This window comes from Luteimonas pelagia, assembly GCF_054776035.1.
On sequence record NZ_BAAHCG010000003.1, the window covers coordinates 274,650 to 293,899 of the forward strand.

The following is a 19,250-nucleotide window of genomic DNA, read 5'->3' on the forward strand; positions in this document are numbered from 1 at the left end:
CCCGACGCAGCGAGCGATGAGCGAGACCGCAGACCGCCAGGACCGCACCGAGGCCCCCACCCCGAAACGCCTGCGCCAGGCGCGGGAGAAGGGCGACGTCCCGCGCTCGAAGGAGCTGGGCAACGTGGCCGTGCTCGGCGTCGCGGCGATCGTGCTGCTGGCCACCGCGCCGGCGGTCGGGCGCGCGTCACAGGCGTGGCTGCGCGACGCACTTCGGTTCGACCGGGCGCTGCTCGGCGATCCGGCGCAACTGCTGCCGCACGCGGCCGCGCTCGCCGGCGGCCTCATGCTGCCGCTGCTGCCGCTGTTCGCCGCCACCCTGCTCGCGTGCCTGGTCGCTCCTGCGGCGATGGGCGGCCTGCGCTTCGCCACCAAGGCACTTCAGCCCGACTTCAAGCGGCTCGATCCGATCAAGGGCCTGGCCCGCGTCTACGGCCGCGAGGCGCTGGTCGAACTGCTGCGCTCGCTGCTGCGCGTGGGACTGGTGTGCGGCGCGGGCGCGCTGGTGATCCACCAGGGGTTCTCGACGCTCGTGGCGTTGCCGCGCATGGACCTGGCGGTGGCCACCGCCGCGAGCGCGCGCACGGTGATGATCGCGCTGCTGGCGATGGCCGGGTCGCTCGCGGTGCTCGCCGCGATCGACGTGCCCTGGCAGCACTGGAACTGGCGCAGCAAGCTGAAGATGACCAAGCAGGAGCTGCGCGACGAACTCAAGGAAACCGAGGGCAACCCGGAACTCAAGGCGCGCGTGCGCCAGGTCGCGCGCCAGATGTCGCAGCGCCGGATGATGGAGGCGGTCCCGACCGCCGACGTGATCGTCACCAACCCGACCCACTACGCGGTCGCGCTGCGCTACGACGCCGGACGCATGCGCGCGCCGACCGTCGTGGCCAAGGGCGTGGACGAACTGGCGCTGCAGATCCGCAAGGTCGGTGCCGCGCACCGCGTCGGCATCGTGGAGGCGCCGCCGCTGGCGCGCGCGCTCTACCGGCACGCACAGGTGGACCGGGAGATCCCGTCGGCGCTGTACGCGGCCGTCGCGCAGGTGCTGTCCTACATCTACCAGCTCAAGCGCTGGCATCCGTCGCGCGGGCCGATGCCCGCCCTGGGTGAACTGCCGGTCGACGCCGCGCTCGCCGACGACGTGCCGCCGGCCGGGGGCACGCCGCGATGAGCGCGCAGGGCACGCAGGCCCCGCAGGGCGGTCTGGGCGCGGTCGCCGGCGCGGTGCGCGCGGGCGCCGCCGCGCCGCTGGTCGTCCTCGCGCTGCTGGCGATGGTGGTGGTGCCGATGGCGCCGCTGGTGCTGGACGTGATGTTCACGCTCAACATCGCGCTGTCGCTGGTGGTGCTGCTGGCCGTGGTCTACGTGAAGCGCCCGCTCGACTTCTCGGTGTTCCCGTCGGTGCTGCTGATGGTGACGCTGCTGCGCCTGGCGCTGAACGTCGCCTCCACCCGCGTGGTGCTGCTGCACGGCCACGAGGGCCCGGCCGCCGCCGGGCACGTCATCGAGTCGTTCGGCCAGTTCGTGATCGGCGGCAGCTACGCGGTCGGCATCGTGGTGTTCGCGATCCTGACCGTCATCAACTTCGTGGTCGTCACCAAGGGCTCGGGGCGCATCTCGGAGGTCTCGGCGCGCTTCATCCTCGACGCCCTGCCCGGCAAGCAGATGGCGATCGACGCCGACCTCAACGCCGGCCTGCTCACCCGCGAGGACGCCAGGGCCCGCCGCGAGGAGGTGCGCGAGGAGGCGGACTTCTACGGCTCGATGGACGGCGCGAGCAAGTTCGTGCGCGGCGACGCGATCGCCGGCCTGCTGATCCTGGCCATCAACCTGGTCGGCGGCATCCTGATCGGCGTGCTCCAGCACGACATGGGCTTCGGCGAGTCCACGCAGGTCTACACCCTGCTGGCGATCGGCGACGGCCTGGTGGCGCAGCTGCCCGCGCTGCTGATCTCCACCGCGGTGGCGATGCTGGTCACCCGGGCCACGCGCTCGCAGGAGATGGGCGCGGCGGTCGGCGCGCAGGTCTTCGGCCAGCAGCGCGCGCTGGCGGTCGCCGCGGTGCTGCTGCTGGTGGTCGGCATGGTGCCGGGCATGCCCAACGTGCCGTTCCTGGCCCTCGGCGCGGTGTTCGCCTATGCCGCGTGGACGCTGCACCGGCGCGCGCAGGCGGCCGCGGCCGCCCCGGACGACGCCACGGCCGAGGCCGCGCCCGCGGCGACCGCCGAGCTGGGCTGGGACGCGCTGCAGCCGGTCGAGCCGCTCGGGCTGGAGGTCGGCTACCGGCTGATCGGCCTGGTCGACCGCAGCCAGGGCGGCGAGATGCTGGCGAGGCTCAAGGGCGTGCGCCGGAAGCTGACCCAGGACCTCGGCTTCCTGATCCCCGCGGTGCACGTCCGCGACAACCTGGAACTCGCCCCGGGCCAGTACCGCGTCCTGCTCCACGGCGTGCCCATCGCCACCGGCGAACTGCACGCCGATCGGCTGCTGGCGCTGGATCCGGGCCGCGTGTTCGGCCCGCTGGAAGGCCTGCCGGGCAAGGACCCGGCCTTCGGCCTGGACGCGGTGTGGATCGCCGCGCCGCAGCGCGCGCACGCCGAATCGCTGGGCTACACGGTGGTCGACCCCTCGACCGTGGTCGCCACCCACCTCTCCCACCTGGTACGCGAGCGCGCCAGCGAGCTGCTCGGCCACGACGAGGTCCAGCAGCTGCTGGCCAGCGTCGGCAAGGCGACGCCGAAGCTCGTCGAGGATTTGACGCCCAAGCTGCTGCCGCTGTCGGTGGTCGTGCGCGTGCTGCAGTCGCTGCTGGCCGAGCGCGTGCCGGTCCGCCAGGTGCGCCAGATCGTGGAGGCCCTGCTCGAGCACGGCGCGCACACCCAGGACCCGGCGGTGCTGACCGCGGCGGTCCGCACCGCGCTGGGCCGCTTCATCGTCCAGGACCTCAACGGCATGGACCCCGAACTGCCCGTCTACACCCTGGCGCCGGCGCTGGAACGCGTCTTGCAGGACTCGGTCGGCGGCCAGTCGGCCGCGCTGGAACCCGGGCTCGCCGAGCGGTTGCACCAGAACCTCAGCGAGTGCGTGGCGCGACAGCAGGCCAGCGGCGAACCCGCGGTGCTGCTGGTGCCGGGCCAGATCCGCGCATCGCTCGCGCGGCTGGTGCGGCACAGCGTCCCGCAACTGGCGGTGCTGGCCTACGGCGAGGTGCCGGAGGACAAGCGCCTCCGCCTGGTGGGTGCGGTGGGTTGAACCATTGAGGCGCGGCGCCGAGGGCGCACGCGCGGGAGGACGAGGCAGTGAGGATCAAGCGTTTCATCGCGCCGGACATGCGCACCGCCCTGCGGATGGTGCGCGAGGAGCAGGGGCCCGACGCGGTCATCCTGTCCAACCGGCCGACCGCCGACGGCATCGAGGTCGTCGCCGCCACCGATTACGACGAAGCCCTGGTGCAGCACGCGCTGCGCAGCGCCGTGCCCGGCATCGAACTCGCGGTCGCACCGAAGCCGGTCGCCGTCGCGCCGCCCGCGCCGGTCGCGCCCGCGGCGGCCGTGCACTCCGTGGCCGTGCAACCCGCGGCCGCGCCACCGCGGCCGACCGGCCGCGCGGAAGCGATGATCGCCGCGCTGACCGGGCAGCCCGCGCCGGCGCCGGAACCCGTCGCCACGCCGGCACCCGCGATCGCCGCCGCGCCCGTGGCGGAGGCACAGGTCCGCGACGTCGCGCCGCCGGCGCCCACGCCGGCGACCCGGGTGCAGTCCATGCCCGCGCCTGCCGCGCCTGCCGCGCCGGCCACGCCCGCACCCGCCGACATGCAGGGCCCGGCCCCGGGCGACGAATTCCGCGCCATGCTCGCGCGCATGGTCGGCGAGGGTCCCGTCGACGCGCCGGTGTCGGCGGCGCGCGTGGCGGCCACGGCCACCGCGCCGCAGGCGAACGACGAACACGCCGACAGCGACGACACGGCCCGGGCGCCGTGCGACCCGGTGGCCACGCCGGTCGAGGCGTCCGATGCACCGGTCGACGCCATCGCCGCGCCGGCCTCCGCGACGCCGGCGCTGTCGATCGTCGCCACCGAGGATCCGGCGCTGCGCGCGATGCGCGCCGAACTCGAGGCGATGCGCCACCTGATGGAACGCCAGCTCGGCGAGCTGGCGGTGGAGCGGCTGCGCGGCTCGCCCGCGCGTGCCGCCGTGCTCGACGCGCTGCAGGGCTACGGTTGCGACGAGGCGCTGTCGCAGGCCGTCGCCGGCCGGATCGATCCGCGCCTGGACGTGGACGCGGCGCGTGCCGCGATGCGCCTGGAACTGGCGCGCACGCTCACCGTGCACCGCGCCGAGCCGCTCGACGACGGCGGCGTGATCGCGCTGGTCGGTCCCACCGGCGCCGGCAAGACCACCACCGCCGCGCGCCTGGCCGCGCGCTTCGCCGAGCGCCACCGCGCCCGCGACGTGGCCCTGGTCACCACCGACGCGGCGCGCGCCGGCGCGCGCGAGCAGCTGCACGCGCACGGCCGCCGACTCGGCGTGACGGTGTGCGAGGCCGAAGGCCCGGAGGCCCTGGGCCGCACGCTCGAGCAGCTCGCCGACTACCCGCTGGTGCTGGTGGACACCGCCGGCTACGCCACGCGCGACCGCGCGCTGCTGGGCCAGGTGCTGTGGCTGCGCACCGCCCGCCGCGTGCGCAGCCTGCTGGTGCTGCCCGCCAACGGCAATCCCGCGGACCTCGGCGACATCGTCCGCCGCTACCGCCCGGCCAACCCGGAGGGCGTCGTGCTGACCAAGGTGGACGAGACCGGCCAGCTGGGCGCCGCGCTGTCGGTGCTGGTGCGCAACGACCTGTCGCTCGCCTACACCAGCGACGGCCAGGGGCCGTCCGACATCGCCGCCGCCGATCCGTCGCGGCTCGTCGACGCGATCGACGCGCTGCACCGCGCCGCCGCCAACCCGCTCGCCATCGAGGACCGCCATGCCGTCGCCTGACCACGCCCTCCCCACGCCCATCGTGGCGACGCCGCCGGCCGCCGCGGCCACCGGGTTCGTGCGCGTCATCGCCGTCACCAGCGGCAAGGGCGGCGTCGGCAAGACGTCGGTGTCGGTGAACCTCGCGCTGGCGCTGGCCAACGCCGGGCGCCGCCCGCTGCTGCTCGACACCGACCTGGGCCTGGCCAACGTCGACGTGATGCTCGGCCTGTCGCCGCGCTTCACGCTCGCCGACGTGATGGCCGGCCGCTGCGAGCTGGCCGACACGATCATGGAGGGGCCGGGCGGCCTGTTCGTGGTGCCGTCGGCCTCGGGCAAGCGGCACATGGCCGAGCTCAGCCCGCGCGAGCACGTGGGCCTGGTGCACGCGTTCTCGCAGCTCGACCTGCCGATCGACACGATGGTGGTCGACACCGCGGCGGGCATCGCCGACGGCGTGCTGACCTTCTGCCAGGCCGCGCAGGACGTGATCGTCGTGGTCTGCGACGAACCGGCCTCCGTCACCGACGCCTACGCGCTGGTCAAGGTGCTGAGCCGCGAGCGCAACGTCGCCCGCGTGCAGGTGCTGGCCAACCAGGTGGCGCATCCGGCCGAGGGCCGGCAGCTGTTCGAGAAGCTCGAGCGGGTCACCTCGCGATTCCTCGACGTGACCCTCTCGTACCTGGGAGCGATCCCGCGCGACGAATGGCTGCGCCGCGCCATCCAGCGCCAGGAGGCGGTGGTGGAGGCGTTCCCCTCCAGCCCGTCGGCGCTGGCCTTCCGCGACATCGCGCGCCGCGCCGCGCAGTGGCAGGCGCCGAGCGGACCGCGCGGGCACGTCGAATTCTTCCTCGAGCGGATGGTGGCGACGCCACCCAGGAGCGCCGTCGCATGAACCAGGCCGCCGCCCTCTACCGCGCCGGGCACGCGAGCGACGCCGCGCGGATCGTCGAGGCGCACGCAGAACTGGTGCGCCGCATCGCCCACCACCTCGCCGCGCGCCTGCCCGCCAGCGTGGAGGTCGACGACCTCGTGCAGGCCGGGATGCTCGGCCTGCTCGAGGCGGCGCGCAACTTCCAGTCCGACCAGGGCGCGAGCTTCGAGACCTATGCCTCGATCCGCATCCGCGGGGCGATGATCGACGAGATCCGCCGCGGCGACTGGGTGCCGCGCTCGGTGCATCGCAAGTACCGAGACGTCGTCGCGGCGACACGCGCGGTGGAACAGCGCGAGGGCCGCGCGGCCACGGCCACGGAGATCGCGGCGGAGCTGGGCGTGCCGCTGCCCGAGTACCACGCGATGCTCGAAGACGCCGCGCGCGGCCAGCTGCTCAGCCTGGAGGAGCACGCCGAGCACCACGACGGCGAGCCGCGCCTGTCCTCCGGGCCCGATGCCACCCCGGCGCGCGCGTTCGAGGACGTCGCCTTCCGCGGCGCGCTGGGCGACGCCATCGGCCAGCTGCCCGAGCGCGAGCAGCTCGTCCTCTCGCTCTATTACGAGCAGGAACTGAACCTGCGCGAGATCGGCGCGGTGCTGGAGGTCAGCGAATCGCGCGTCTGCCAGATCCACGGCCAGGCGATGCTGCGGCTGCGCGCGCGCCTGGGCGAATGGCGCGGCGGCGACGACGCCTGACCGCCGACCCTCAAGACATCCGCCCGCCGGCCGATAAGGCCAGCGAAAGCCCCACCCGAGCGACCACCACGCCCATGGACAAGACCATCCGCATCCTGATCGTCGACGACTTCTCGACGATGCGCCGCATCGTCAAGAACCTGCTCAACGACCTGGGGTTCTTCAACACGGCCGAGGCCGACGACGGCGCCAGCGCGCTGGCCGAGCTGCACAAGGGCCCGTACGACCTGGTCATCACCGACTGGAACATGCCCGGCATGCCGGGCATCGACCTGCTCAAGGCGATCCGCGCCGACGCGTCGCTGGCGAAGATCCCGGTGCTGATGGTCACCGCCGAGGCCAAGCGCGAGCAGATCATCGAGGCCGCGCAGTCCGGCGTGAACGGCTACGTCATCAAGCCGTTCACCGCCGCCACGCTCAACGACAAGCTGGACAAGATCTTCGAGCGGCTGGGGCAGGCGGCGTGATCCGTCCCGCGGACCCGGTGCGCGACCAGGTGTTGCGCCGCATGCGCGCGGCGCTGTGGGCGATCGAGCATGGCGACGAGGCCGGCTGGCGCGCGCAGATCGACGCGCTGATCGAATGGCGCAGCCAGCCGCTGGTGCAGGGCCTCGTGCGCCTGGCGCGCGAGGTGGGCCACGCGCTGGGCGACGGGGAGACCGGTGCGGATTCGCTGGCCGAGGCCTGCACCCGGCTGGAACACGTCGTGCGCCTGGGCGAGGATGCCAGCCACTCGACGCTGGACATGATCGAGCAGTGCCGCGGCGTGCTGGCGGGCCTGCCGGCGCTCGACGGGGCCGGTCGCGCCGAGGCCATCGCCACCCTGCGCACTAACCTGTCGGAGATGACCGCCGCGCAGGGCGTGCAGGACCTCACCGGGCAGATCATCCTGCGCGTGGTCGACCTGGTGCGCTGCGTGCACGCGGGCCTGGGCGGCGCGCAGCCGGACGAGCGCCCGCTGCAGCTGTCGCCCGCGCACGGCCACGGCCCGGCGGTGGCCGGCGTGGACGCCGCGCCCGCGACGCAGGACGACGCCAACCAGCTGCTGTCCTCGCTGGGGCTGTAGCCATGGCCGCCGTCACGTCGGAGATCTGCGCCGACTTCCTGGTCGAGGCGCGCGAGATCGTCGACCGCCTCGGCGGCGAGATGGTCACGCTGGAGAACGATCCCGACGACCGCGAGGGCCTCAACGCGGTGTTCCGCGGGTTCCACACGGTCAAGGGTGGCGCCGGGTTCCTGGATCTCGGCGCGATGGTGGTGCTGTGCCACGCGGTCGAGGAGCGGTTGGGCGCCGCGCGCCAGGGCTGCGCGCTCGACGCCGCGGCCTTCGACGCGACCCAGCAGGCGATCGACCTGCTCGCGGACATGCTCGACGCGGTGGCGGCCGGCGAGCCGCCGGTGCCGCCGCCGCAGCCGGTGCTCGACGCGCTCCGCCTCCCCGAGGCCCCGACCGCCGCGCCGGTACGCGCCGCGTCCACGCCGGCCGCCACGGCGCTGCCGGAGGGCGACCTCGACGACCTGGATTTCGAAGCGCTGCTCGACAGCCTGCACGGCGACGGCGGCGCGCCGGGTGCCGCGGCACCCGCCGTCCCGCCCGCGCCCGCGCCGGCCCCGAAGCCGGCCCCCAAGCCGGCGCCGGCCCCGCCGAAGCGCGCGTCGCGGCCGGTCGCCGTGGCCGAGCCGGAGACCACCGTGCGCGTGGACGTGCGCCGGCTCGACACGATGATCAACCTGGTCGGCGAACTGGTGCTGGCGCGCAACCGGATCAAGACCCTGCGCCCGCGGCTGGGCGACGAGGACCTCGACCGCGCGGTCGCCGCGCTGGACGCGGCCACCTCGCGCCTGCAGTCGGCGGTGATGACCGCGCGCATGCAGCCGGTCGGCCGCGTGTTCGCGCGCTTCCCCAAGCTGGCCCGCGACGTCGCGCGGCAGCTGGACAAGACGGTGGAACTGGAGGTCGTCGGCGCGGAGACCGAACTGGACCGCAACCTCGTCGAGGCGCTCGCCGACCCGCTCGTGCACCTGGTGCGCAACGCCATCGACCACGGCATCGAACCGCCCGCGCAGCGCGTGGCCGCCGGCAAGCCCGAATGCGGCCATGTCCGCCTGTCGGCGCAGCAGGAGGGCGACCACGTCGCCATCGAGGTGCGCGACGACGGCGGCGGCATCGACCCGGAGAAGATCCGCCGCAGCGCGATCGGCAAGGGCCTGATCGAACCCGACGCGGCGGCGCGGCTCACGCCGGACGAGTGCCTGCAGCTGATCTTCCTCGCCGGCTTCTCCACCCGCGACCAGGTCAGCGACCTGTCAGGGCGTGGCGTCGGCATGGACGTGGTGCAGTCGAAGATCCGCGAGCTCAGCGGGCAGGTGCAGATCCACTCCGAGGTCGGCCACGGCACGCGCTTCGCGATCCGGGTCCCGCTCACCCTCGCGATCCTGCCCACGCTGCTGGTGGAACTGGACGGCGACGTGTACGCGCTGCCGCTGGTGCGGGTGGTCGAGGTGCTGGCGCAGGATCCGCGCGCGATGCGCGCCGCGACCCTGCAGGTGGACGGCCAGCCCGTGCTCGACCTGCGCGAGGCGCCCGTGCCGCTGCTGTCGCTGCGCGCCTGGCTCGGCCTGCCCGAGCGCCCGCTGTCCGAGCAGACCTGCGTGGTCCTGCAGGCCGGCGAGCAGCGCTACTGCCTGGCGGTGGACCGCGTGCGGGGGCGCGAGGAAGTCGTGATCAAGGCCCTGCCGCGCACGCTGCGCGGCCTGCCCGGCTACGCCGGCGCGAGCCTGGTCGGCGACGGGCGCATGGCCCTGATCCTCGACGTCGACGCGCTGCTGCGCACCGGTCTGCGCGGCTCAAGTCCGCCGCCCGCGAACCGTTAACGACGGCAATGGACAGGCTCAGCGTCATCGGCGTCGTGCTCGCGGTCGGCGCGCTCATCGGCGGCAGCGTGCTCAAGGGCGCGGGCCTTGCGAGCCTCTGGTCGCCGGCCGCGTTCGTCATCGTCATCGTGGGCACGATCGCGGCGATCCTGGTGCAGACGCCGATGGCGACCTTCCGCCGCGCGCTGCAGATCGTGCGCTGGGTGTTCCAGCCGCCGTCGAGCGACGGGGCCGCGCTGGTGGCGCAACTGGTCGAGTGGAGCACGATGGCACGCAAGCAGGGCCTGCTCGCCCTCGAGGCGCAGGTGCAGCAGCAGACCGACCCCTTCCTGAAGAAGGGCCTGCAGATGGTGGTCGACGGCGTGGAGCCCGAAGCCATCCGCCAGATGCTCGACATCGAACTGCACGGCCAGGGGCAGCGCGACCTCGCCGCGGCCAAGGTGTTCGAGGGCATGGGCATCTACGCGCCGACGCTGGGCATCATCGGCGCGGTGCTCGGCCTGATCGCGGTGATGAAGAACCTCGCCGACCCGAGCAAGCTCGGCCAGGGCATCGCCGCGGCGTTCACCGCGACCATCTACGGCATCGGCGCGGCCAACCTGGCGCTGCTGCCGATGGCATCCAAGCTCAAGGGCCACGTCAACGCGCAGACGCAGTCGCGGGAAATGATCGTCGAGGGCCTGATCGCGATCGCGCAGGGCGAGAACCCGCGCAACATCGAGGCCCGGCTGAGCGGTTTCATCAGCTGACATGCGCCGGCGCGAGGTCCACGAAGATCACGTGAACCACGAGGCCTGGGCGATCCCGTACGGCGACCTGGTGACCCTGCTGCTGGCCTTCTTCGTGGTGATGTACGCGGTGTCCTCGATCAACGAGGGCAAGTACCGGGTGATGGCCGACGCGCTCGAGGCGGCGTTCAGCGGCCGCCCGAAGGTGATTTCCCCGATCCAGCTCGGCCAGTCGCAATTGCGCGGCTCGTCGTTCGACCGGCCGACGATCGCCACGCCCGCCTCGCGTGCCGACGGGCCGTCGGCGGCGATGCCCGTGGAGGTGCAGATGGTGCGGCAGGCGGTGGAACTGCCGACCTTCGGCAAGGACGTGCGCGCGCGACGGCAGGCCGGCGGGGGCGAGGCCGACAGCAGTCCGGAGGATCCCGCCGACGCCGCCGCGCGCCAACTGCATTCCGTCGGGCTGCGCGTGGAGCACGCGCTGTCCGACCTGGTGGCCAAGCGCCTGGTCGTCGTGCGCCGTGAGTACACCTACCTGGAAGTCGAGATCCGCAGCGACGTGCTGTTCGCCAGCGGCGTCGCGGTGCCGAACGCCACCGCGCGGCGCACGATCGCGCTGCTCGCCGAAGCGCTGCGCGGCGAGCCCAACGCGGTGCGGGTGGAGGGCTACACCGACGACCGGCCGATCAGCACGCCGCAGTTCCGCTCCAACTGGGAACTCTCGGCGGCACGCGCGGCGAGCGTGGTGCACGCGATGATCGGTGGCGGCATCGAACCCGCGCGGCTGGCGGTGGTCGGCTTCGGCGAGCAGCGGCCGATCGCCGACAACCGCACGGACGCGGGCCGCAACGCCAACCGGCGGGTGCAGCTGGTGATCCTCGCGGCCCCGGGCGGCGACGCGATCGCCGCGCCCGCGCCGCCGGTCGCCGACCCACCGGCCGCCGGGGGCGGCGACACACCGGACAAACGCGGCGTCGGGGGCGGCATCGCCACCCGCGCGGCCATGCTCAAGCGGGGAATCCACTGATGCAGACCTGGGCGATCGCCAACCAGAAGGGGGGCGTCGGCAAGACCACGACGTCGTTGTGCCTGGCCCGCGGGCTGGCGGCGCGCGGCGGTCGCGTGCTGATGCTGGACCTCGATCCGCACGCCTCGCTCACCCGCGCGTTCGCGGTGCCGTCCGACCCCGTGCCCGCCGGCGCGCACGACCTGTTCGACGCGCGCGGCGCCGACCCGGCCACCCTGCTGCGCGACACGTCGCTGCCCGGCCTGCAACTCATCGCCGCGCAGCCCGCGCTGGCCACGCTCGAGCGACGCGGCGCGACCCAGCCCGGGCTCGGGCTGGCGCTCGGCCGCGCGCTGCACGGCCTGCGCCACCGCTTCGACCACGTGCTGCTCGACTGCCCGCCGACGCTGGGCCTGCTGATGGTCAACGCGCTCGCCTGCGCCGACCGCCTGGTCATCCCCACCCAGACCGACCCGCTGGCGCTGCACGGGCTCGCCGACATGCTGCGCACGGCCACGATGGTGGAACGCTCGCGGCGGCGGCCGCTGCCGCGGCACATCCTGCCCACGCTCCACGACCGGCGCACGCGCGCGGGCCAGCAGAGCCTGGAGACCCTGCGGGAGCGGCACGGCGGCGACGTCTGGCCGGGCTACGTGCCGGTGGACACGCGCCTGCGCGATGCCGTCGCGCTCGCCGCCGACCGCACCGGCGACTGCCGCGGGCTCGAGGCCTACGGCCGGGCGCTGGCCTGGCTGCTGCGCCAGGTCGACGCCGACGCGCCACGGGAGGCCGCGTGAGCCCGGCCGGCGACGCGTCCCTGGCCGTGGACGCCTATCTCGACGAGCTGCTCGCGCCGGCGCCCGCGACGCCGTCGCCCGCCGCCGCGCCCCCGCCCGCGGCGAGCGTGGTCGCGCTGCCCTTGCCGGCCCCCGCGCCGGTCGTTCCCGCGCCCGGACCCGCGCCCGCCCACGTGGCCGCCGTGGCCGCGGTGCCCCGGGCGAACCCGTCGCCCCCCGCCGAGGCCGCGGCCGACGCGGCCCGCCCCGCCCCCCCCGGCCGCTGGCTGCGGCTGTCGATCGACCGCGACCACTACGCCATCGAACTGCTGCGCGTGCAGGAGGTGGTGCGCGTGGCGCCGGTGATGGCGGTGCGCGGCGCGGCGCCCTCGGTGCTCGGGGTGATGAACCTGCGCGGGCGGATCGTGCCGGTGTTCGACTTCGGCCGATGGCTCGACGTTGGCGCGATCGCCGCCGACGAGCATTCCCGGATCGTGGTGGTCGAGCGCGACGACGAACTGGTGGGCCTGCTGGTGTCGCGGGTGGACGACGTGTTCACGCTCGCCCCGGAGGACGCCGAGCCGCCCTACGACGCCGGCCCGCGCAAGCGCCGGGCGATGGACCGCGCCCTGCTCGGCATCGCCCGCCCGGGCCGGGTGCCGACCGTGCTGCTCGACGCCAACGCGCTGTTCGAGTGAGGCCCGCGGCGCTCAAGTCGCCGCGGCGCGCGCCGATAACCCGGACGGACCCCATCCGGATGGGGCGACGGGAACGCCCGCGATGATCGAACTGTCCCTGCAAGCGGATCTCGGCATCGAGCACGTCGCTGCGCTGCACGACGCGCTGCTGCCGCACCTGGACGACGAGGCGACCGTCACCCTGGCGGGCGACCGCGTCGAGCGCGTGCACTGCGCCGGCCTGCAGGTGCTGCACGCGTTCGTCCGCGACCGCGCCGCGCGCGGCCAGTCCACCCGCATCACCCTTCCCTCGCCGGCCCTGGCGAACGCGGCGCGGATGCTCGCGCTGTCGGCCAGCCTGGGCCTCGAACCCAACGGAGACACCCACGCGTGAGCGCGCAACTCCTCATCGTCGACGACTCCACCTCCATGCGGCAGATGGTCGCCTACGCGCTGTCGTCCGCGGGCTTCGCGGTCAGCGAGGCCGAGGACGGCCAGGCCGCGCTCGACCTGGCGCGCGGCAAGCGCTTCGACGCGGTGGTGACCGACGTCAACATGCCGCGCATGGACGGCATCCAGCTGATCCGCGAACTGCGCCAGCTGGCCGAGTACCGCTTCACCCCGCTGCTGATGCTCACCACCGAGTCCGGCGGCGACAAGAAGCAGGAAGGCAAGGCGGCCGGCGCGACCGGCTGGCTGGTCAAGCCGTTCGATCCCGACCAGCTGGTCGCGACCGTGCGCAAGGTCCTGGGCTGAGGCCGCCGCCGCGATGGACATCCGCCAGTTCCACGCCGCCTTCTTCGAGGAGAGCCGCGAAGGCCTCGTGGCGATGGAGCAGGGCCTGCTGGCGCTGGAGGCCGGCGACGCGGACGGCGAGACCATCCACGTCGTGTTCCGCGCGGCCCATTCGATCAAGGGCGGCGCGGCGACCTTCGGCTTCACCGCGGTCACCGGCCTGACCCACCTGCTCGAAACGCTGCTGGACGAGGCCCGCGCGGGACACCGCGCGCTCGACAGCGCGGCGGTCACCGGGCTGCTCGACGCGGTCGACGTGCTGCGCGGGCTGTTGTCGGCGGCCGAGCACGGCGACGCGGTCGACGAAGCGGCGCTGGCGGGCGCGCGCGGGGGCCTGGAGCGCCTGCTGGCGTCGGCCACGCCCGCCACCGCCGACGCTGCCGGCGCGCCCTCGGCGCCGCCGCCGGCGACCGGCACCTGGCAGGTCGGTTTCCAGCCGCATCCCAACCTGTTCCTTGGCGGCAACGATCCGCTGCGGATCCTGCGCGAACTGCACGCGCTCGACCCGCTCGCCGTCGCCTGCCGCGACGATGGCCTGCCGCCGTTCGCGCAGGTCGACCCGTTCCAGGCCTACCTCGCCTGGGACCTGACCCTGCCGGGCGACGTGCCGCGCGCGGCGATCGACGAGGCCTTCGCCTGGGTCGAGGACGACTGCAAGCTGGACATCCGTGCCGTGCCCGCGCCGGACGCGCCGGCCGCCGGCACGCCGGACACCCCCGCGGCCGACGCCGCGCCCGCGGCGCCGCCGGCCGGCGATACGCCCCGCTTCCGCGCAGGCGACACCGGCGACAGCTCGATCCGCGTGGCCGTCACCAAGGTGGACGCGCTGATCAACCTGGTCGGCGAACTGGTCATCACCCAGTCGATGCTGCGCCAGCGCTCGGACGCGCTCGATCCGGCCGCCCACGAGGCCCTGCTCGCCGGCCTGGAGCAGCTCGACCGCAACACCCGCGACCTGCAGGAAGCAGTGATGGGCGTGCGCATGCTGCCGGTCGAGTTCGCCTTCAGCCGCTTTCCGCGCATGGTGCGCGACCTCGCCGCGCGCCTGGGCAAGCAGGTCCAGCTGCGCACCCAGGGCGAGGCCACGGAACTGGACAAGGGCGTGATCGAGAAGATCGTCGACCCGCTGGTGCATCTGGTGCGCAACGCGATCGACCACGGGCTGGAGACGCCGGCCGAGCGCGTCGCCGCCGGCAAGCCGGAGGCCGGCACGCTGACCCTCGACGCCGCGCACCAGGGCGGCCACATCGTGATCTCGATCGTCGACGACGGCCGCGGCCTCGACCGCGAGCGGATCCTGCGCAAGGCCGCCGAACGCGGCATCGCGGTGCCCGCCGATCCCAGCGACGCGCAGGTCTGGGACCTGGTGTTCGCCCCGGGCTTCTCCACCGCCGAACAGCTCACCGACCTGTCCGGCCGCGGCGTCGGCATGGACGTCGTGCGCAAGAACATCGCCGCGCTCGGCGGGCAGGTCGAACTGGCCAGCCGCGCCGGCGCCGGCACCACCGTCACCATCCGACTGCCGCTGACCCTGGCCATCCTCGACGGGATGAGCGTGGCGGTCGGCGGCGAGGTCTTCATCCTGCCGCTGAACGCGGTGGTGGAATCGCTTCAACCGGTGGCGGGCGACGTGCGCACCATCGCCGGCGACGCGCGCGTGCTGCGGGTGCGCGAAGACTACCTGCCGCTGCTCGACCTGGCCGCGTTCTACGGCCTGCCCGCGGCCGCGAACAACGCGACTCCCGCGCCGATCGCGGTGGTGGTGGAAAGCGACGGCCGGCGCCTGGCGCTCGAGGTCGACGCCCTGCTGGGCCAGCAGCAGGTCGTGGTCAAGAACCTGGAACACAACTACCGCCGCGTGCCCGGCGTCTCGGGCGCGACGATCCTCGGCGACGGCCGCGTCGCACTGATCGTCGACGCCGCGGGCCTGGGCCACGCCGGCCGCCTGCCGGCGGCCGCCTGACACCTTCCGGAGCAATTCGATGAACGCCTCGCCCCAGCCCGCCCCGAACGCCCAGCCGGCCGCCGCCACCACGACCGGCGCGGCCGGCGAGTTCCTGACCTTCGCGCTCGGCGGCGAGGAATACGGCGTGGAGATCCTGAAGGTGCAGGAGATCCGCGGCTACGACGCGCCGACCCGGCTGCCCGACGCGCCGGACTACATCCGCGGCGTGGTCAACCTGCGCGGAACCATCGTCCCGGTGGTCGACATGCGCCTGAAGTTCCGCCTCGCCGAGGCGGCGTGCGGGCCGACCACGGTGATGATCGTGCTGCACGTGGGCGGCCGCGTGGTGGGCATGGTCGTGGACAGCGTCTCCGACGTGGTCCGCCTGGACGCGGCCCAGGTGCGCGAGGTGCCGGAGCTGGGCGCGGCGATCGACCGCCAGTTCCTGACCGGCATCGGCACGCTCGACGAACGCATGCTCATCCTGCTCGACATCGAGCGGCTGATGGGCAGCGCCGAGATGGGCCTGGTGGCCGCCGCGACGGCGCACTGATCCGTCGCCCGGCGACGCCGACGCAAAAAAAACGCGCCGCATCGCGGCGCGTTCTTCGTTCCGGGGGTACCGGCTCAGAGCGCGAAGTCGAGCCGCACCCGGCCCTTGCCGCCGCCCGGGGCGAATTCCCACTGCTTGACCGCGCGCACGGCGGCCTGCTCGAAGGTGCGGGACGGCTTGGCGTTGAGGACCGAGACGCTGGTGACCTTGCCGGCGGGGTCGACGTTGAACTCGACCTCGACGAAGCCCTCGGTGCCGTCCTTCGCGGCTTCGCGCGGGTACTCGGGCTCGACGCGCTTGGTCGGGGTCAGGCCGGCGAAGGCGGGCATCGCGACCGCGGCCGCCACGACGGCGAGCGCCGCGGCGAGAAGGGTGTGGCGCATTGGGGTGCTCCTGGGTGTGGTGGGAAGACACCCGGGACATCGGCGCGTGGCGCGCGATCTTGAGTCCCGCGCGCAACGCGCGCGCGGAACCGTGACGCAGCGCCCGGCACGGGCCGCCCGTGCGACGCGGCCCACCTAAAGTTTCGCCGTCGAGCGCCGATCCCGTGTGGGAACCGGCCCGCATCGGGCCCTGCCGTCCGCGAGGTCCGCATGTCCAACCGTCAACCCCCGTCCCTGCTCGACCGGCTGCTGGCGCCCGCCACCCGGCTGATGGCGCGTCTGCGCTTCGGCCAGAAGGCGATGGTGATCGGCGCCACGTTCATGCTCACCTGCGCGGTGCTGGCCGGGATCATCCTGGTACGGGCCAACGGGGAGATCGCCGCGGCGCGCCTGCAGGGCGACGCCGTCGCCGGCATCCGCCACCTGCACCACGCGATGCTGGGGATGCAGGAGCACGCCGAGCTGGTGGTGCGCCGCGACGCCAAGGACCCGACGCTCCCCGACGCGGCCTTCGGCCAGGCCGCCCGGCGCGCCGACGAGGCGCTGGCCGCGTTCGACGCCTGGCGACAGGGCGCGATCGAGGGCGACGAGCTCTCGGCACCGCTGCAGGCGGCGCAGGCCGCATGGGCCACGGCGACCGGCGGGCACGAGGATCCCGCCGCGGCGGTCGAGGCACACGACGCGGCCGTGCGCCGCGTGGGCGAGCTCATGGGCCACCTGGCGGAAGCCGCCGGCCTCACCCTCGCCAGCGACCAGGGCGTCTTCTACATGGGCCGCGCCGCCACCGAATGGGTGCCGACGCTCGCCGAGTACACCGGCCAGCAGGGCCTGGTGGGCGTGCGCGTCGCGGGCGAGGGCGCGATCTGGGTCGAGGACCGCACCAACCTCGCCGTCTCGCGCAACATGCAGGCGTACGTGCGCAACCGCATCGAGCTCGAGCAGGCCAGCGCGCGGCGCGCGATGGCGTCGCTCGGCGCGAGCTTCGGCAAGCCGATGCAGGCGGCGCTGGAGGCGATGGATCGCCAGAACGCGTTGATGCAGGAACGCATCCTCGACGCCGACGAGCCGTCGGTGTCGGTGGCGGCGATGGCCGCGCGCACCACCGCGACCCGGCTGGCGATGGCCGCGGCGATGACCGCGTCGGAACTCTCCCTCTCCCACGCGGCGGGGGCGGAAATCGCGCAGGCGGAGGCGCGACGCGCCTCCACGCTGCTGGTCGTGCTGCTGGTGCTGCTGCTGTCGGGCTACCTGTTCTTCGGCTTCAGCCGCAACACGCGGCAGTCGCTGCAGGTGATCCAGGGCGCGGCCGAGCGCGTGGCGCGCGGCGACTTCCCCGACCACGTCCGCGTCGAGACCCGCGACGAACTGCGCGGCATCGCCGACAGCCTCGAGCATGCCGTCGGCACGCTGCGCGGCTTCGCCGCCGCGCAGGCGGAGATGGGCGAGCGCCACGACGCGGGCGACATCGACCACCGCATGCCCGCGGAGGACTTCCGCGGCGCGTTCGCGCGGATGGCCGAGGGCGTCAACGCGCTGGTCGACGCGCACATCGCGGTGCAGATGCACGTGATCGACGTGGTCAGCGGCTACGCCCGCGGCGACCTGTCGCGCGAGGTGGACCGCTACCCGGGCGAGAAGGCGCAGATCACCGAAGCCGTGGACGCCGTCAAGGCCGGCACGATGGCGGTCACCGCCGAGATCAAGGGCCTGGTCGATGCCGCCGTGGCCGGCGACTTCAGCCACCGCGGCGACGCGGCGCGCTTCGAGCACGTCTACCGCGAGATGGTCGAAAGCCTCAACGCGCTGATGGCGACGGCCGAAGGCGGGCTGGCGGAAGTGGGCTCGCTGCTCTCGGCGGTCGCCGACGGCGACCTGTCGCGCCGCGTGGAAACCGACCTGCCCGGCCAGTTCGGCCGCCTGGCCGACGACGCCAACCGCACCGTCGACACGCTGACCGGCATCGTCAGCCGCATCCGCGAGGGCAGCGACGCGATCAACTCCGCCGCCGGCGAGATCGCCGCGGGCAACAACGACCTGTCGCAGCGCACCGAGCAGCAGGCCGCCTCGCTCGAGGAGACCGCTTCCTCGATGGAGGAGCTCACCTCCACGGTCAAGCAGAACGCCGACAACGCGCGCCAGGCCAACCAGCTGGCGCAAGGCGCGGCCGACGTCGCCGCGCAGGGCGGCGAGGTGGTCGGCCAGGTCGTGGACACGATGAGCGCGATCACCAGCGCGTCGAAGAAGATCGCCGACATCATCGGCGTGATCGACGGCATCGCGTTCCAGACCAACATCCTGGCGCTCAACGCCGCCGTCGAGGCGGCGCGCGCGGGCGAGCAGGGCCGCGGCTTCGCGGTGGTCGCCGCCGAGGTCCGCTCACTGGCCCAGCGCTCGGCCGGCGCGGCCAAGGAGATCAAGCAGCTGATCACCGATTCGGTGCTGAAGGTCGAGGAGGGCTCGCAGCTGGTCGACCACGCCGGCCGCACGATGGGCGAGATCGTCACCAGCGTGAAGCGCGTGACCGACATCATCGCCGACATCGCCGCCGCGTCGGTCGAGCAGAGCACCGGCATCGAACAGGTGAACCAGGCCATCGTGCAGATGGACGAGGGCACGCAGCAGAACGCGGCGCTGGTCGAGGAGGCCTCGGCGTCCGCGCGCAGCCTCGAGCAGCAGGCCGAGCAGCTGGTGCACACGGTGTCCACCTTCCGCCTCGAGCTGGCCGCGGCCGCGCCGCAGGAGACGCACGCCGCCGCGGTGATCGAACTGTCGCGTGCACCGCGCGCGCAGAAGCCGGCGGCGGCGCCGGCCCGGTCGCGTGTCCCGGCCCGCAAGCAGGGCAACGGCGCGGCACGCAACACCGCCGCCGGTGGTCCGGCGGCGGGCGACAGCCACTGGCAGGAGTTCTGAGCCGACG

The 19,250-nt window shown here is 74.0% G+C and carries 18 protein-coding genes; 17 read left to right on the forward strand and 1 reads right to left on the reverse strand.

Annotated elements, in window-relative coordinates; genetic code table 11:
• Positions 1–16: 16 nt before the first annotated feature.
• The 16 genes from flhB to ACYU7H_RS10300 all read left to right on the forward strand — a co-directional run bounded on the left by flhB (position 17) and on the right by ACYU7H_RS10300 (position 15,950).
• Positions 17–1,174 carry a flagellar biosynthesis protein FlhB gene (gene flhB, locus ACYU7H_RS10225; RefSeq protein WP_460814449.1) on the forward strand — a complete coding sequence of 386 codons (1,158 nt, stop codon included), beginning with the start codon at positions 17–19 and terminating at the stop codon, positions 1,172–1,174.
• Positions 1,171–3,255 (forward strand): flagellar biosynthesis protein FlhA, encoded by a 2,085-nt coding sequence (gene flhA, locus ACYU7H_RS10230; protein WP_460814451.1) that lies wholly within the window; start codon positions 1,171–1,173, stop codon positions 3,253–3,255. The genes flhB and flhA overlap by 4 nt, the downstream gene beginning before the upstream one ends.
• A 47-nt stretch (positions 3,256–3,302) precedes the next feature.
• The gene (gene flhF, locus ACYU7H_RS10235) at positions 3,303–4,985 is read left to right on the forward strand and encodes a flagellar biosynthesis protein FlhF (RefSeq protein WP_460814452.1); all 1,683 of its coding nucleotides are present in this window, start codon (positions 3,303–3,305) and stop codon (positions 4,983–4,985) included.
• On the forward strand, positions 4,972–5,859 hold the full coding sequence (locus tag ACYU7H_RS10240; RefSeq protein ID WP_460814454.1) for a MinD/ParA family protein: 888 nt from the start codon (positions 4,972–4,974) through the stop codon (positions 5,857–5,859). Before flhF ends, ACYU7H_RS10240 begins: the two co-directional genes overlap by 14 nt.
• On the forward strand, positions 5,856–6,596 hold the full coding sequence (locus tag ACYU7H_RS10245; protein WP_460814456.1) for an RNA polymerase sigma factor FliA: 741 nt from the start codon (positions 5,856–5,858) through the stop codon (positions 6,594–6,596). The genes ACYU7H_RS10240 and ACYU7H_RS10245 overlap by 4 nt, the downstream gene beginning before the upstream one ends.
• Before the next feature lie 74 nt (positions 6,597–6,670).
• Entirely contained in the window at positions 6,671–7,063 is a 393-nt protein-coding gene (gene cheY / locus ACYU7H_RS10250) for a chemotaxis response regulator CheY (protein ID WP_460814457.1), read from the forward strand.
• The gene (locus ACYU7H_RS10255) at positions 7,060–7,662 is read left to right on the forward strand and encodes a protein phosphatase CheZ (RefSeq protein WP_460814459.1); all 603 of its coding nucleotides are present in this window, start codon (positions 7,060–7,062) and stop codon (positions 7,660–7,662) included. The genes cheY and ACYU7H_RS10255 overlap by 4 nt, the downstream gene beginning before the upstream one ends.
• Positions 7,663–7,664: 2 nt before the next feature.
• Positions 7,665–9,470 (forward strand): chemotaxis protein CheA, encoded by a 1,806-nt coding sequence (locus tag ACYU7H_RS10260; RefSeq protein WP_460814460.1) that lies wholly within the window; start codon positions 7,665–7,667, stop codon positions 9,468–9,470.
• An 8-nt stretch (positions 9,471–9,478) separates the two neighbouring features.
• The gene (locus tag ACYU7H_RS10265) at positions 9,479–10,219 is read left to right on the forward strand and encodes a flagellar motor protein (protein WP_460814462.1); all 741 of its coding nucleotides are present in this window, start codon (positions 9,479–9,481) and stop codon (positions 10,217–10,219) included.
• Between the two features lies 1 nt (position 10,220).
• A complete protein-coding gene (motD, locus tag ACYU7H_RS10270; RefSeq protein ID WP_460814463.1) occupies positions 10,221–11,225 on the forward strand; it encodes a flagellar motor protein MotD in 1,005 nt (334 codons plus the stop codon).
• Positions 11,225–12,001: a ParA family protein gene (locus ACYU7H_RS10275; protein WP_460814464.1), complete on the forward strand. Its 777-nt coding sequence runs from the start codon at positions 11,225–11,227 to the stop codon at positions 11,999–12,001. Before motD ends, ACYU7H_RS10275 begins: the two co-directional genes overlap by 1 nt.
• Entirely contained in the window at positions 11,998–12,678 is a 681-nt protein-coding gene (locus ACYU7H_RS10280; protein WP_460814466.1) for a chemotaxis protein CheW, read from the forward strand. Before ACYU7H_RS10275 ends, ACYU7H_RS10280 begins: the two co-directional genes overlap by 4 nt.
• A gap of 82 nt (positions 12,679–12,760) precedes the next feature.
• Positions 12,761–13,051 (forward strand): STAS domain-containing protein, encoded by a 291-nt coding sequence (locus tag ACYU7H_RS10285; protein ID WP_460814467.1) that lies wholly within the window; start codon positions 12,761–12,763, stop codon positions 13,049–13,051.
• Positions 13,048–13,413 carry a response regulator gene (locus tag ACYU7H_RS10290; RefSeq protein WP_460814469.1) on the forward strand — a complete coding sequence of 122 codons (366 nt, stop codon included), beginning with the start codon at positions 13,048–13,050 and terminating at the stop codon, positions 13,411–13,413. Before ACYU7H_RS10285 ends, ACYU7H_RS10290 begins: the two co-directional genes overlap by 4 nt.
• A gap of 13 nt (positions 13,414–13,426) precedes the next feature.
• On the forward strand, positions 13,427–15,415 hold the full coding sequence (locus tag ACYU7H_RS10295) for a chemotaxis protein CheW (RefSeq protein ID WP_460814471.1): 1,989 nt from the start codon (positions 13,427–13,429) through the stop codon (positions 15,413–15,415).
• Positions 15,416–15,434: 19 nt separating this feature from the next.
• Positions 15,435–15,950, forward strand: coding sequence for a chemotaxis protein CheW (locus ACYU7H_RS10300; RefSeq protein ID WP_460814472.1), 516 nt, complete (start codon positions 15,435–15,437; stop codon positions 15,948–15,950).
• Positions 15,951–16,024: 74 nt separating this feature from the next.
• Here ACYU7H_RS10300 and ACYU7H_RS10305 read toward each other — a convergent pair whose 3' ends face one another.
• The gene (locus tag ACYU7H_RS10305; protein WP_460814474.1) at positions 16,025–16,333 is read right to left on the reverse strand and encodes an energy transducer TonB; all 309 of its coding nucleotides are present in this window, start codon (positions 16,331–16,333) and stop codon (positions 16,025–16,027) included.
• 210 nt (positions 16,334–16,543) lie between these two features.
• Between ACYU7H_RS10305 and ACYU7H_RS10310 the strand changes: the two genes are divergently transcribed.
• Positions 16,544–19,243 (forward strand): methyl-accepting chemotaxis protein, encoded by a 2,700-nt coding sequence (locus ACYU7H_RS10310; protein WP_460814475.1) that lies wholly within the window; start codon positions 16,544–16,546, stop codon positions 19,241–19,243.
• Positions 19,244–19,250 lie beyond the last annotated feature (7 nt).